Annotated in this window: 14 protein-coding genes; 4 read left to right on the top strand and 10 right to left on the bottom strand. The window is 63.6% G+C overall.

Annotated features, from left to right (window positions below):
* Both tldD and L598_RS20265 read left to right on the top strand, forming a co-directional pair.
* Entirely contained in the window at positions 1–1,416 is a 1,416-nt protein-coding gene (gene tldD, locus L598_RS20270; RefSeq protein ID WP_144865630.1) for a metalloprotease TldD, read from the top strand.
* Positions 1,416–2,117, top strand: a complete 702-nt coding sequence (locus tag L598_RS20265; RefSeq protein WP_144865628.1) for an NAD-dependent deacylase — start codon at positions 1,416–1,418, stop codon at positions 2,115–2,117. The genes tldD and L598_RS20265 overlap by 1 nt, the downstream gene beginning before the upstream one ends.
* On the opposite strand, the gene L598_RS20260 is transcribed toward L598_RS20265, so the two are convergent.
* The 9 genes from L598_RS20260 to aroC all read right to left on the bottom strand — a co-directional run bounded on the left by L598_RS20260 (position 2,114) and on the right by aroC (position 11,009).
* The gene (locus L598_RS20260; protein WP_144865626.1) at positions 2,114–3,355 is read right to left on the bottom strand and encodes a class I SAM-dependent RNA methyltransferase; all 1,242 of its coding nucleotides are present in this window, start codon (positions 3,353–3,355) and stop codon (positions 2,114–2,116) included. The two genes, L598_RS20265 and L598_RS20260, sit on opposite strands and share 4 nt — an antisense overlap.
* Positions 3,352–4,116 carry a TlyA family RNA methyltransferase gene (locus L598_RS20255; protein ID WP_144865624.1) on the bottom strand — a complete coding sequence of 255 codons (765 nt, stop codon included), beginning with the start codon at positions 4,114–4,116 and terminating at the stop codon, positions 3,352–3,354. The genes L598_RS20260 and L598_RS20255 overlap by 4 nt, the downstream gene beginning before the upstream one ends.
* A 152-nt stretch (positions 4,117–4,268) precedes the next feature.
* Positions 4,269–6,182 carry a 1-deoxy-D-xylulose-5-phosphate synthase gene (gene dxs / locus L598_RS20250; protein ID WP_144865622.1) on the bottom strand — a complete coding sequence of 638 codons (1,914 nt, stop codon included), beginning with the start codon at positions 6,180–6,182 and terminating at the stop codon, positions 4,269–4,271.
* 111 nt (positions 6,183–6,293) lie between these two features.
* Complete coding sequence (locus L598_RS20245) at positions 6,294–7,214, bottom strand: pirin family protein (protein ID WP_144865621.1); 921 nt, start codon at positions 7,212–7,214, stop codon at positions 6,294–6,296.
* Positions 7,215–7,245: 31 nt separating this feature from the next.
* Positions 7,246–7,410 (bottom strand): PIN domain-containing protein, encoded by a 165-nt coding sequence (locus L598_RS21975; RefSeq protein ID WP_348642778.1) that lies wholly within the window; start codon positions 7,408–7,410, stop codon positions 7,246–7,248.
* Between the two features lie 15 nt (positions 7,411–7,425).
* Complete coding sequence (locus L598_RS20240) at positions 7,426–7,677, bottom strand: exodeoxyribonuclease VII small subunit (RefSeq protein ID WP_144865619.1); 252 nt, start codon at positions 7,675–7,677, stop codon at positions 7,426–7,428.
* Between the two features lie 3 nt (positions 7,678–7,680).
* Positions 7,681–8,607 carry a histone deacetylase family protein gene (locus tag L598_RS20235; RefSeq protein ID WP_144865617.1) on the bottom strand — a complete coding sequence of 309 codons (927 nt, stop codon included), beginning with the start codon at positions 8,605–8,607 and terminating at the stop codon, positions 7,681–7,683.
* An 87-nt stretch (positions 8,608–8,694) separates the two neighbouring features.
* The gene (gene ribB / locus L598_RS20230) at positions 8,695–9,795 is read right to left on the bottom strand and encodes a 3,4-dihydroxy-2-butanone-4-phosphate synthase (protein ID WP_144865615.1); all 1,101 of its coding nucleotides are present in this window, start codon (positions 9,793–9,795) and stop codon (positions 8,695–8,697) included.
* Positions 9,796–9,911: 116 nt separating this feature from the next.
* Positions 9,912–11,009 carry a chorismate synthase gene (aroC, locus tag L598_RS20225; RefSeq protein ID WP_144865613.1) on the bottom strand — a complete coding sequence of 366 codons (1,098 nt, stop codon included), beginning with the start codon at positions 11,007–11,009 and terminating at the stop codon, positions 9,912–9,914.
* 226 nt (positions 11,010–11,235) lie between these two features.
* On the opposite strand from aroC, the gene L598_RS20220 reads away from it, so the two are divergent.
* Together L598_RS20220 and L598_RS20215 are read left to right on the top strand one after the other, a co-directional pair.
* Entirely contained in the window at positions 11,236–11,481 is a 246-nt protein-coding gene (locus L598_RS20220; protein WP_144865611.1) for a DUF1344 domain-containing protein, read from the top strand.
* 214 nt (positions 11,482–11,695) lie between these two features.
* Positions 11,696–12,259 carry a DUF6101 family protein gene (locus tag L598_RS20215; protein WP_144865609.1) on the top strand — a complete coding sequence of 188 codons (564 nt, stop codon included), beginning with the start codon at positions 11,696–11,698 and terminating at the stop codon, positions 12,257–12,259.
* A gap of 3 nt (positions 12,260–12,262) precedes the next feature.
* On the opposite strand, the gene ubiA is transcribed toward L598_RS20215, so the two are convergent.
* Positions 12,263–13,246, bottom strand: a complete 984-nt coding sequence (gene ubiA, locus L598_RS20210; RefSeq protein WP_186445135.1) for a 4-hydroxybenzoate octaprenyltransferase — start codon at positions 13,244–13,246, stop codon at positions 12,263–12,265.
* Positions 13,247–13,262 lie beyond the last annotated feature (16 nt).

The following is a 13,262-nucleotide window of genomic DNA, read 5'->3' as shown; positions in this document are numbered from 1 at the left end:
ATGACTTCCAGCCTCATCGAACGATTCGACATTTCCGACGAAACCGTGCGCCGGATTGTGACCGAATCGCTGGCGGGTGCCGATGACGGCGAGCTTTTCCTCGAATATCGCGAGGGCGAGGCGCTGGTCTTCGACAATGGCCGTCTGAAGACGGCCAATTTCAATACCGACCAGGGCTTCGGCCTGCGCGCCGTGGCCGGCGAGGCCACCGGATACGCCCATTCGAGCGAGCTTTCCGGGGCCGCATTGCGCCGTGCCTCCGATGCCGTCTCCACGGTGACGGCCGGCTATTCGGGAACGCTGGCGGATGCTCCGGCCGGCACGAACCGGCGGCTTTACGGCGACGAGAACCCCATCGCCTCTCCCGGCTTCGAGGAGAAGGTGCGCCTCCTGCAGAAGATCGACGCCTTCCTGCGCGACAAGGACCCGCGCGTTCGGCAGGTGACCGCATCACTCGCCGCATCCTGGCAGCATGTCGAGATACTGCGCGCCGATGGCCGACTCGTGCGTGACATCCGTCCGCTGGTCCGGGTCAATGTGGCCGTCGTGGTCGGCGACGGCGACCGGCAGGAGAGCGGCTCCTACGGCATGGGCGGACGCAAGAGCTTCGGGGAATTTGTCGCCGACGATTCCTGGAAATTCGCTGCCGACGAGGCGTTGCGGCAGGCGCTGGTCAATCTCGAGGCCGCGCCGGCGCCGGCCGGCACTTTCGATATCGTACTGGCGAGCGGCTGGCCGGGCGTCATGCTGCATGAGGCGGTCGGCCATGGGCTTGAAGGCGATTTCAACCGCAAGAAGACCTCCGCCTTCGCCGGCCTGATGGGAAGCCAGGTGGCGGCGAGAGGCGTCACGGTCGTCGATGACGGCACGATCGCCGAGCGTCGCGGCTCGCTGACAATCGATGATGAGGGAACACCCAGCGCTCGCAACGTGCTGATCGAGGACGGCAGGCTCGTCGGTTATATGCAAGACAGGCTGAACGCCCGCCTCATGGGCATGGCTCCGACGGGCAACGGGCGGCGCGAATCCTATGCGCATGAACCGATGCCGCGCATGACCAACACCTATATGACCGCTGGCGACAAGACCCCCGAGGAGATCATCGCTTCGGTCAAGAAAGGCATCTATGCCGTTTCCTTCGGCGGCGGACAGGTGGATATCACCTCCGGCAAATTCGTCTTCGGCTGCACCGAGGCCTACATGATCGAGGACGGCAAGGTCACCCGGCCCATAAAAGGCGCCATGCTGATCGGGAACGGCCCCGATGCCATGCACAGGGTCTCGATGATCGGCAATGACATGAAGCTCGACACCGGAATAGGCATGTGCGGCAAGGCAGGCCAGGGCGTTCCCGTCGGCGTCGGCCAGCCGCATCTCCGGATGGATCGGATGACGGTCGGTGGCACTCAGGCGTGATGCCTTTCTCCCGGATTGTCATCCTCACTGGCGCCGGCATTTCAGCCGAATCGGGCGTCGACACCTTCCGCGACAAGGGCGGCATCTGGTCGAAGGTCGATTATCGCGACGTGGCGACGCCGGAAGGCTTCGCGCGGGACCCGGACCGGGTTCACGAATTCTACAATATGCGCCGGCAACGCATGAAGGATGTTCAGCCCAATGCCGCCCATTTCGCTCTTGCCCGGCTCGAACGGGAGTTTCAGGGCGAATTCCTCCTCGTTACGCAGAACATAGACGACCTGCACGAAAAGGCCGGCTCGCAGAAGCTTCTCCATATGCATGGCGAGCACACCAAGGCGCTTTGCGCCAATTGCGGCAGCCGTCACGAGTGGCGCGAGGACCTTTCCCGGGCGATCCCCTGCCCCGCCTGCGGCTCGAAGGGCTATTTGCGGCCCGACGTGGTCTGGTTCGGCGAGATGCCTTATCACATGGAAGCGATCTATCAGGCGCTGAGGAGTGCCGACCTGTTCATCTCCATCGGCACGTCCGGCAATGTCTATCCGGCGGCCCAGTTCGTGCAGGAGGCAGCCCGGGCCGGCGCCTATACGGTTGAACTCAACCTTGAACCTTCCGAAGGCATCGACGACTTCGCCGAGGCCATTCACGGCCGCGCGACGGAAGTCGTGCCAGCCTTTGTGGAACGCCTTCTGAAAGTTTAGCGCCGCTTTCTCGGCTTCTCCAGCAGAGCCACCGCCTCCACATGCGGCGACCAGAGAAACTGGTCGATCGGCACCACGCGCCTCAGGACATAGCCGCCCGCGATCAGGATGGCCAAGTCACGCGCAAGCGTTGTCGGATTGCAGGAAATGGCTGCGACAAGCGGCACGGAGGAGCGCGCAATCTGTTTGGATTGCTCCTCTGCCCCGGCGCGCGGCGGATCGAAGACGAGCCCGCCGAAAGCGTCCAGCTCCTTGAAAGTGAATGGCCGGCGGAAGAGATCGCGGCGTTCCGTGGTTACCCGCTTCAAGCCAGCCGCGAAGCGGAAGCCGCGATCGAGGGCTGCAAGTGCCGCTGCATCGCCCTCGACTGCATGCACCTCGCTGTCGCGCGCCAGCCGCAATGCGAAAGCGCCGGAGCCGGCAAACAGGTCGAGCACTTTCTTCGCATTGGCAAGATGAGCGACGGCGAACCCGGCCATCGCATCCTCGGCACTCTCAACCGCCTGCAGGAAGCCGCCGGGCGGCGGCGTGACGGAAGCATCGCCGAACCGGATCATCGGCTTTTTCGGCTCCACCACGATCTCGCCTGCCACGGACAGCCGGGCAAAACCATGGCGGATCGTGAAATCCGAAGCCGCGCGGCGTGCCTTCTCGCTGATCTTTCCGCTTTCCTCGAAAGCGGCGTCGAGACCGGAGGCCGTTGCAGTTACCGTCAGACGGAAGGAATCCGAGGTGTTGCAGACGAGGCCCGCCAATCGGCGCAATTCTTCCAGCCGTACAACGATCTCGGGAACTGCGATAGGGCATTCCTCGATATCGACGATGCGATGAGAAAGCGCCTGGTTGAAGCCGAGCAGTATCCCGCCTTCGGTCCTGCGGGCCGCGAAGGTCATCCGCCGCCGTGATGCCGGCAGGCAAGGCACCAGCGGATCGACTTCGACGGCTATTCCGCGGTTGTTCAGCGCAGTGATGACACGTTCGCGCTTCCAGGTCCGGTATGTGCCCTCCTCCAGATGCTGCACCGCGCAGCCGCCGCATGTGCCGAAATGCCGACAGGCCGGATCGGTGCGCAGCGGCGAGGCTTCCTCTATGGCGAGAAGATCGGCGCGGTTCTTGCCGATGCTGGCTCTGACCCGCTCGCCCGGCAATGTGAAAGGCACGAAAACGGGGCCTTTCGGCGTATCCGCAACGCCGTCGCCCTGCGCGCCGAGGCGCTCGATCCGAAGTGTAGCGGTCATGTGGCCTTGGCCCCCGCCAACAGATATTCACGGTTGCCGTCGCCACCATCGATTGGCGAATCCTTCACACCGAGCGCATGCCAGCCGGCATTCGTGCCGAGCCAGACGGCCATTTCCTCGGCGACCCGCCGGCCGTGCCGCAGATCACGCAGGATGCCGCCTTTGCCTATGGCTTCGCGGCCGGCTTCGAATTGCGGCTTGACGAGGAAGATGCCATGCGCACCGGGAGCCGCGAGTGCCAGCGCCGGCGGCAGTGCCAGCTTCAACGAAATGAAGCTGACATCGGAGACGATGAAACCAGGTGCCGCGCCGCCCAGATCGGCCGGCGTCAGATCGCGCGCGTTCACCCCTTCGACACAGGTCACGCGTGGATCGGCCCGCAAGCCGGCACCCATCTGGCCGTGACCGACATCGACTGCCGTCACATGGGCCGCACCCCGCTCCAGCAAGACCTGCGTGAAGCCGCCGGTGGAGGCACCGAGATCGAGCGCATGACGCCCACGCGGTTCGAGGCCGAAAGCATCCAGTGCGTGGACGAGCTTCAACGCAGCGCGCGAAACATATTTCCGTGCCGGATCGTCAACGGATACCGTGGCGTCGAGCGGCGTCCTCTGCCCTGGCTTGGACGCCGGCATTCCGCCGACCGAGACCGTCCCGCGCAGGATCGCATCCCGCGCGCGTGCCCGGCTTGCGAAGAAGCCACGTTCGACAAGCAGATGGTCGAGGCGGATGCGGTTGCTGTCGGCGGTCTCGGCGGCCATGCGCCTCATGTGTCGGATGATGGAGAGGATGGCAAGAGAGAGGGCCCAATTGCCGTTGCCGCCCTTCCTCTCTCACGAAGTGGGGGAGAGGTGTCCCATGCAGCGGGACGGAATGGGAGTTTGGTCAATCGGACCAGACATAAAGGACATCCTCAGGCCCGCACCGCCTGCGCGGAATGGCCGAATGCGGCAAAGACCGCACGCACGATGCCGGCGGAATCCAGCCCGGCATCGGCATACATCTTTTCCGGCTTTGCCTGGTCCACGAAGGCGTCGGGCAGCACCAGCGGGCGCACCTTCAAGCCGTTTTCGAGCAAGCCCTCTGTTGCCAGGAAGTGCAGAACATGCGACCCGAAACCGCCGACCGAGCCTTCCTCGATCGTTATCAGCACCTCGTGCTCGCGCGCCAGACGGCGGACGAGATCGGTGTCAAGCGGCTTGGCGAAACGCGCATCGGCAACGGTGGTCGAGAGCCCTGCCGCATCCAGTTCCTCGGCCGCCAGCAGGCAATCTGCCAGCCGGGTGCCGAAGGAAAGAAGCGCCACCTTGGTGCCTTCCTTGACGATACGGCCCCTGCCGATTTCAAGAACGCTGCCGCGCTCGGGCATTTCGACGCCGACACCATTGCCGCGCGGATAACGGAAAGTGATGGGGCCTTCGTCATAGGCAACGGCGGTCCGCACCATGTGGCGCAATTCCGCCTCGTTGCTCGCCGCCATCACGACAAAACCGGGAAGTGCCGCCAGATAGGCTGTATCGAAGGCGCCGCAATGGGTCGGGCCGTCAGCACCGACAAAGCCTGCCCGGTCGATCGGAAAGCGGACGGGCAGCCTCTGGATCGCCACATCGTGAACCACCTGGTCATAGGCGCGCTGCAGGAAGGTCGAATAGATCGCGGCAAAAGGCTTGAAGCCCTCGGTCGCAAGCCCCGCGGCGAAGGTTACGGCATGCTGCTCGGCAATGCCGACATCGAAAGTGCGAGCCGGAAATTCCTTGCCGAAAAGGTCCAGCCCGGTGCCGGAAGGCATGGCAGCGGTGATGGCGACGATCTTATCGTCCTCGCGCGCCTCCTGGATCAGGCTCTCAGCGAAAACCCTGGTATAACTCGGCGCGTTGGCCGGCGCTTTCGCCTGCGTGCCGGTGATGACATCGAACTTGCTGACGCCGTGATATTTGTCGGCAGCCGCCTCGGCGGGCGCATAGCCCTTGCCCTTTTGCGTCACGACGTGGATCAGAACCGGGCCACTCCCATTATCGCGCACATTCTTCAGCACCGGCACGAGATGCTCGAGATTGTGCCCGTCGATCGGGCCAATATGATAGAAGCCCATCTCCTCGAACAGTGTCCCGCCGGTAACATAGCCGCGCGCATGTTCCACGGCGCGGGTGACCGCCCGATCCACGCGCTTGCCGAGATAGGAAGTAAGCTTCTTGCCGAAATCGCGGAAGCCGGCATAGGTCCGGCCCGAGGCAAGCCGTGCCAGATAGTGACTCATGGCCCCGGAAGGCGGCGCGATGGACATGTCGTTGTCGTTGAGGATGACGATAAGCCGCGCGTCGAGCGCGCCGGCATTGTTCATGGCCTCATAGGCCATGCCGGCCGACATGGCGCCGTCGCCGATGACAGCGATAACATTGTTCTTCCCGCCTTTCAGGTCGCGGGCGACGGCCATGCCAAGGCCAGCGGAAATCGAGGTCGAGGAGTGCGCCGCGCCGAAAGGGTCGTATTCGCTCTCCGCCCGCTTGGTGAAGCCGGAAAGTCCGCCTTCCTGGCGAAGCGTGCGGATGCGGTCGCGCCGTCCGGTCAGTATCTTGTGCGGATAGGCCTGATGCCCGACATCCCAGATGATGCGGTCGGCAGGCGTGTCGAAAACATAGTGCAACGCGACGGTGAGCTCAACCACGCCGAGGCCGGCACCCAGATGCCCGCCCGTCTGCGAGACGGCATCGATCATCTCCGCCCGCAGCTCGCTCGCCAATTGCGGCAAGGCGCTTTCGGGAAGCTGCTTCAGGTCCGAAGGATATGTGATCCGATCGAGAAGCGGGGTTTCGGGGGGCGATTTCACGCGCGCGTCACTTATAGATGATAGCCTTGCAAGGGACATAGGCATTTGGGCGCCGAAAGTAAACGCGTCTCGTCGGCGCGCCGTGAGCGGATTTGCAATGTCTGCCCGCGGTCATCCCTCCGGCAGGGGAATGAACTCTTCCTCGTCGCCCGGCACGATATCGAAGTGGCCGGTTCGCCATTCCTCCTTGGCCTGTTCGATGCGCTCCTTCGAGGAAGAGACGAAATTCCACCATATGTAGCGCTGCGACCCGAGCGCCGCGCCGCCGAAAAGCATGAAATGCGCGCCCGCCTCCGACCGCACGACGATCTCGTCGCCCGGGCGGAAGACCAGGAGCCTGTCGGCAGGGAAGCGATCGCCGGCGATCTCCACATGGCCTTCCAGCACATAGATCGCACGCTCCTCGGCCTCGGCCGGGATACGGAACTGTGCGCCCGCTCCCAGGCGGATGTCGGCATAGAGCGTGTCGGTCGGCGTGCGCACCGGCGAGCGTGCACCGTCCAGATTGCCTATGACCACGCGCGCCTTGACGCCGCCGTCGTCGATTTCGGGCATGACTGTTCGCGAGGTGTTCTCGAATACCGGATCGACCTCTTCGCCGCCGTCGGGCAGCGCCAGCCAGGTCTGCAGCCCGGAAACAGACATGGGCGAGCCGCGCAATTCTTCCGGCGAGCGCTCGGAATGCACGATGCCCCTGCCCGCCGTCATCAGGTTCAGGTCGCCCGGTTCGATGACCATTTCCGTGCCGAGCGAATCGCGATGGCGGATCTTGCCGTCGAACAGATAGGTGACCGTGGACAGGCCGATATGCGGGTGTGGCCGCACGTCCAGCCCCTGGCCGGCGCGCAGCACGGCTGGGCCCATGCGGTCGAAGAATATGAAGGGGCCGACGAGGCGGCGACGCGACGAGGGCAGAGCCCGGCGCACCTCGAAGCCGCCGATATCGCTGGCGCGCGGAATGATCAGCGTCTCGATGGCGTCGCAGGCGAAGGCATCACCGGGCAGCGGGTCAGGTCCGGGAAAGAAGCTCATCGCGGTTCCTTTCGCGTGAAGTCGGTTGGGATCAAGTCAATATGGCTACATCATAGCGCGAGAGATGGCGGTCGAATGTCACCAATTGCAGATTCTCAATCATGGCCTGTGCCAGCATCAGCCTGTCAAAGGGATCAGCATGAACAGGCGGCAGCCGTTCGATAAAGGCCGCATGCGTGGCGTTGACATCCAGCAAAGAGAAGCTTTGTGCCTATTCCCCGTCCAGCGGTTCCACACCTGCGGGCTTGCCTTCGCGTGACAGGCGGATCTTCTCGACCTTGTCCTCGGCCGCCTTCAGAAGCGTCTCGCAATGCTTCTTCAGGGCCTCGCCACGCTCGTAGATGCGGATCGACTGGTCGAGCGGCACGTCGCCGCGCTCAAGATCCTCAACGATGCGCTCCAAGGCTTCCAAAGCCTGCTCGAAGCTCATCTCCTTGATGTCCTGATTTGCTTCTTCGATCATTCTTCAACCCTTCATCAGACGGCCGAGATGAGCCGCCACCGACAGCGCAAGGCCCTGGAGGTCGTATCCGCCTTCGAGCAGGCTCACGAGCCGATTGTTCGACCAGCGCCCTGCCCTGTCCATCAGCTCGGCTGTCGCCCAGGCGAAATCCGCCTCCTCCAGATTGATTTCGGCAAGCGGATCGCGCTGATGGGCGTCGAAGCCGGCGGAGATGATGATCAGGTCCGGACGAAAATCGTCGAGCGCCGGCAGGATGTGCGATTCGAAGGCTTCGCGGAACAGTTCGCCGCCAGATTGAGGGGAAAGCGGTGCGTTGACAATATTCCCCGCGCCGGTCTCGTTCTTCGCGCCGGTGCCGGGATAGAGCGGCATCTGATGTGTGGAGCAATAAAGCACGGTCGGATCGTCCCAGAAGATATCCTGCGTGCCGTTGCCGTGATGGACATCCCAGTCGACGATGGCAATGCGTTCGGCGCCATGCGCCTTCTGGGCATGACGGGCGGCGATCGCCGCATTGTTGAAGAGGCAAAAGCCCATGGCCCTCGTCTTCTCGGCATGATGGCCGGGCGGTCGCGCCGCGACAAAGACATTGTCGGCCTTGCCGGTGAAGACATCATCCACCGCCGCATTCGCCGCGCCGATCGCCATCAGCGCCGCTTCCCAGCTTTTCGGGCTGGCCGAGGTATCGGCGTCGATGCGGGCGATGCCCTCCGCCGGGATCTGCGCCTTCACGCGCTCAAGCTGCTCGGCTGGATGGGCATAGAGGATCGTCGCCTCGTCGCCGAGCGTCGCCTCGACGCGGTCGAGGGCGTCGAAGACATCATGCTCCAGCACCCGGGCGATGGCACGCAGGCGATCCGGACGTTCCGGATGGCCGGCGGGCGTCAGATGTTCAAGATAGATCGGATGGGAATAGAAACGTGTGGTCATGCCCCGATATAGGCGCAATCCGGCGTCTTGGCCATGTCGGAAGCTGCGTATGCGCGGCTGCTCAACAGACTACTGGGCAAGGCGGCCTCAGAGAATCTCCGTCGAGGCGATCTCGATGCCGAAGCCCTCGAGGCCGATATAATGACGCTCGCGCGAGGCGATCAGCCTGATCGAGGAGATGCCCAGATCCTTCAGAATCTGCGCACCGAGCCCGACCTCGCGCCATTCGCTCTCGCGGCGCAGAGCTTCCTCATGGGTTTCCCGGCCCTCTGCGCCCGGCCGCTGCCGCGACTGATGAGCGACGCCGACGGAACCTTCGCGCAGATAGACGATGACGCCGCGCTTGGCCTCGGCCATCTTCGCCATCACCTCGCGCAGCCGGTCCTTGGTGCCGAAGACATCGGTGACCACATCCTCCGACTGCAGGCGCACCGGAATGTCGTGACCGTCGCGGATGTCGCCATAGACGATGGCGAGATGCTGCATCACCTCCCAGGGCAGCGTGTAAGTGTGCGCCCTGGCGGGGCCGCCATGGGTCATGATGTCGAAACTGGCGACCCGTTCGACCAGCGTCTCCTGACGCTGGCGGTAGGCAATGAGGTCGGCCACCGAAACCTGCCTCAGCCCGTGTTTCTCGGCAAAGGCGGTAACCTGCGGCCCACGCATCACTGTGCCGTCGTCGTTGACGAGTTCACAGATTACGCCGACCGGCGGCAGTCCGGCGAGCTTGCAGAGATCGACCGCCGCTTCCGTATGGCCGGAGCGCATAAGCACGCCGCCCTCGCGCGCGACCAACGGGAAAATATGGCCCGGGCGAACGAAGTCCGAGGCGCCGACATTGCCATTGGCGAGATTGCGGACGGTTAGCGTGCGGTCCTCCGCCGAAATGCCCGTGGTCGTGCCGTGCTTGAAGTCGACGCTGACGGTGAAAGCGGTAGAGTGCGGTGCGTCGTTATCGGCCACCATCGGCGTGAGGTTCAGCCGGCGCGCGTCGTCCCGCGTCATCGGCGCGCAGACGATGCCGGAGGTATGGCGAACGATAAAGGCCATTTTTTCCGGCGTGCAATGCACTGCCGCGACGATAAGGTCGCCCTCGTTCTCGCGCCCGTCATCGTCCATGACGACGACGATTTCGCCGCACTCGAAAGCACGCAGGGCATCGACGATCTTTTTCTGGTCGTAGGGCATGGGTCAGTGGTGAGTGGTGAATGGTGAATGGTGAATGGCGATCGCCGGACGGCCGGCTCGAAATGCAGAAGTCATAAGGCGAAGCCCTTTCCATTCACCATTTTACTATTCACCATTCACCGCCCAGTCTGTCCCCGATGCCGCAGGTAATGATCGGCGATGGCGCAGGCAAGCATGGCTTCGCCGATGGGCACCGCGCGGATGCCGACACAGGGGTCATGCCGGCCCTTGGTGACGATATCCACCTCCTGGCCCTGCCGGTCGACGGACCTGCGCGGATTGAGGATGGAGGAAGTCGGCTTCACCGCGAAGCGCGCCACAATCGGTTCACCGGTCGAGATGCCGCCGAGTATGCCGCCGGCATTGTTGGATAGGAAGCGCGGCTTGCCCTCGTTGCCGGCGCGCATCTCGTCGGCATTCTGCTCGCCGGTGATGCGGGCCGCGGCAAAACCGTTGCCGATCTCGATGCCCTTGACCGCATTGATCGACATCAGGTTGGAGGCGATGTCCTGGTCCAGCTTGGCATAGATCGGTGCGCCGAGCCCTGCCGGCACGCCCTCGGCCACGACTTCGATCACCGCGCCAACCGAGGAGCCAGCCTTGCGGATGCCGTCGAGATATTCGGTGAAGACCGGCACGGATTGCGGGTCGGGCGTGAAGAAGGGGTTTTCGGGGCTGTCCACAAAATCCCAGTCCCAGCGGCTGCGGTCGATCTCCTTTTCGCCCATGGAAATGAGCGCGCCGCGCACCTTCATGCCGGGCACGACCTTTCGCGCCAGCGCACCGGCTGCGACACGCATGGCGGTCTCGCGCGCGGACGAACGGCCGCCGCCGCGATAGTCCCGCAAGCCGTATTTGACCTCATAGGTGTAGTCGGCGTGGCCGGGGCGATAGCGGTTGGCGATCTCTCCGTAATCCTTGGATCGCTGGTCGATATTCTCGATCATCATGGAAACCGGCGTGCCTGTCGTCACCATGGTCACGCCGTCATCCTCCATCAGAACCCCGGAAAGCACCCTCACCTCGTCGGGCTCGCGCCGCTGGGTCACGAAGCGCGATTTGCCAGGACGGCGGCGATCGAGCTCGGCCTGTATCTCGGCCAGGGTGAAGCGGATGCCCGGCGGGCAGCCATCCACCACACAGCCGATCGCCGGCCCGTGGCTTTCACCCCAGGTGGTGACGCGGAACAGATGCCCGAAGGTGTTGTGCGACATGGATGCGGTTTCCTGACCGTCGGCGGCTTTACGCGTCACGCTTCTATTGGCGTTTCACCAGTCGGTCAAACGATCAGATCGACCGCGGCGGCGACATGTTCCACAGATGATCGCTCCCCGAGCCACACGGGTGGTGACATAAGTTTTGACATATTGTGGTGGTTGATTCTCCATAGCCAACCAGTTGCGCGTCCCGCGAGGACAATATCAGGAAAGAGGTTCTTCGATGCGTCTTGTCGCTGCCGCCTTCGCTCTCGGATTGATGATGACTTCGGCCCTGGCCGCAGAGACCGAAGGAAACATCACCAGCATCGACGAAGAGCAGATGACCATCACGCTGGAAGACGGCAACACCTACAAGCTGCCCGCCGAGATCGATATCAGCGCACTGTCGGAGGGAATGGACGTGGTCATCGCCTATCGCGAGCAAGACGGCGTGCGGCAGATCACCGACATGGTCCTGCCGGAGTAAGGCCGGCCCTCCCGGCTTGCGGCAGGGCGGTTTCGGATTCCTTTCCGCAGGTCGGAAATCGCTAACCATCTGAGCGCTCAGCAAAATTTAACCGAACTTCTAAGCCCGGTGGTAAGAACCGGGCGCTAGTCTCGCGCCATACAAACGAGGCCGGAAAACCGGCCCGGAGAGAACCGGAAGACCGGCTCTCAGGAATAACAGGAAGGCGCAGAGAATGAACACTGGTGTCATGCCGGTATGGGCGGGCCGTAACATGCGGCTCGATCCCTTCCGACTGCCGCAGGCGGTCAGCTACGCAACCCACGACGACTATGGCGAGGTGAGTTTCACCATCGCGGAGCGGGGCGTCACCATGCGCCGCAGGCTCGGCCGGAGCGGCCTGCCGGTGACCTTCGCATTGCCGCCCCGCGCCTTTCTCGGCGTGGCGGCGCGTGCCATCGAGGACGACGGTGGCAACGTCACCGTAACGCTGGAATTCCTTCACAGCGACCCCATGCTATCGGTGCCGCTGCTGGTCGCCGACGATCTGGACGATGTCGCAGCCGACTGGCGTGCATGGGCAGAAGCCTATCGACTGCCAATGCTGCTGATCGAGGCGGACGGCGTCGCACGCACGCTCGAGGAATCGGCGGGTCAGGTGAAGACCGCGCCGCCCGCCGGACGCCGCAAGGGAAATCCGATACGCTCGCGCCGGCCGCGCTTCCTGGCCAGACGCAAGACCGGCGATCTCGGTCTCCGCCTCGTCATAGACGGCGAGGAGATCGTCGCCCGGCAGTGATCTTCAAAAATTGGGGCTGATATAGGCCCATACGCCGCCGCCAAGGAGGCCGAGGAAGATCAGCCAGCCGACCGTCGAGTTCGACTTGAAGAGCCGCAGGCACTGGTCCGGATTGTCGATATCGAGGATGCGGATCTGCCGCGCCATATGCGCCCCTGCGGCCACCAGCCCCGCAAGGGCCGGCATGGGGACCTCGGCATTGGCAAAGGCGACGGCGAAGAACAGCAACGCGCCGCCATAGAGTCCGATCAGCCATTGCTTCGTGTTCTGCCCGAACAGAAGCGCGGTGGAGCGCACGCCGATCAGCGCGTCGTCTTCCTTGTCCTGATGGGCATAGAGCGTGTCATAGCCGATGACCCACAGGATCGAGCCGAAATAGAGCAGCACCGGCGCGAGATCGAGGTCGTCGAACTGAGCCGCCCAGCCCATCAGCGCCCCCCAGGAAAATGCAAGTCCGAGAAAGAATTGCGGCCAGTTGGTGAATCTCTTTGCGAAAGGATAGATCGCCACCACGGCCAGCGAAAGAATGCCGAGAAGGATGGCGAAGCTGCCGAATTGAAGCAGCACGGCGAGACCGGCCAGTGCCTGCAGGACGAGAAAGGCCCATGCCTGCTTGCGACTGACCTGCCCTGACGGCAAAGGCCGTGAGCGCGTGCGCTCGACCTCCGAATCGATATTCTGGTCCACAAGGTCGTTATAGGTACAGCCGGCGCCGCGCATGGCGATCGCCCCGATAAGGAAATAGAGCAGATGCGATGCCGGTGGCAGCAGCGTGGCGAGCGGCTCGCCCGGTATGGCATAGGCGCTGGCGGCCAATGCCGCAGACCACCAGCATGGCCACAGAAGCAGCCACCAGCCGATCGGCCGGTCCCAGCGCGCAAGCTGTGCATAGGGCCAGAGCCAGCGCGGCAGGGCGCGGTAGACCCAGTGGCCTGACGGCGCATCGGCGACGCGGCCCCTTATGCCTTTTGTCTGTATCTGTTCCATGCCGATGGAGTGGCAG

Source organism: Mesorhizobium sp. J18 (assembly GCF_007829525.1).
In the GTDB taxonomy this organism is placed as follows: Bacteria; Pseudomonadota; Alphaproteobacteria; order Rhizobiales; family Rhizobiaceae; genus VLJP01.
This window is presented reverse-complemented; position numbering and strand designations above follow the sequence as displayed.

Coding starts and splice junctions, on each gene's coding strand:
- tldD (WP_144865630.1), top strand. CDS start 1: ATGACTTCCAGCCTCATCGAACGATTCGACATTTCCGACGAAACCGTG.
- L598_RS20265 (WP_144865628.1), top strand. CDS start 1,416: ATGCCTTTCTCCCGGATTGTCATCCTCACTGGCGCCGGCATTTCAGCC.
- L598_RS20260 (WP_144865626.1), bottom strand. CDS start 3,355: ATGACCGCTACACTTCGGATCGAGCGCCTCGGCGCGCAGGGCGACGGC.
- L598_RS20255 (WP_144865624.1), bottom strand. CDS start 4,116: ATGGCCGCCGAGACCGCCGACAGCAACCGCATCCGCCTCGACCATCTG.
- L598_RS20245 (WP_144865621.1), bottom strand. CDS start 7,214: ATGAGCTTCTTTCCCGGACCTGACCCGCTGCCCGGTGATGCCTTCGCC.
- L598_RS20240 (WP_144865619.1), bottom strand. CDS start 7,677: ATGATCGAAGAAGCAAATCAGGACATCAAGGAGATGAGCTTCGAGCAG.
- L598_RS20235 (WP_144865617.1), bottom strand. CDS start 8,607: ATGACCACACGTTTCTATTCCCATCCGATCTATCTTGAACATCTGACG.
- ribB (WP_144865615.1), bottom strand. CDS start 9,795: ATGCCCTACGACCAGAAAAAGATCGTCGATGCCCTGCGTGCTTTCGAG.
- aroC (WP_144865613.1), bottom strand. CDS start 11,009: ATGTCGCACAACACCTTCGGGCATCTGTTCCGCGTCACCACCTGGGGT.
- L598_RS20220 (WP_144865611.1), top strand. CDS start 11,236: ATGCGTCTTGTCGCTGCCGCCTTCGCTCTCGGATTGATGATGACTTCG.
- L598_RS20215 (WP_144865609.1), top strand. CDS start 11,696: ATGAACACTGGTGTCATGCCGGTATGGGCGGGCCGTAACATGCGGCTC.
- ubiA (WP_186445135.1), bottom strand. CDS start 13,246: ATGGAACAGATACAGACAAAAGGCATAAGGGGCCGCGTCGCCGATGCG.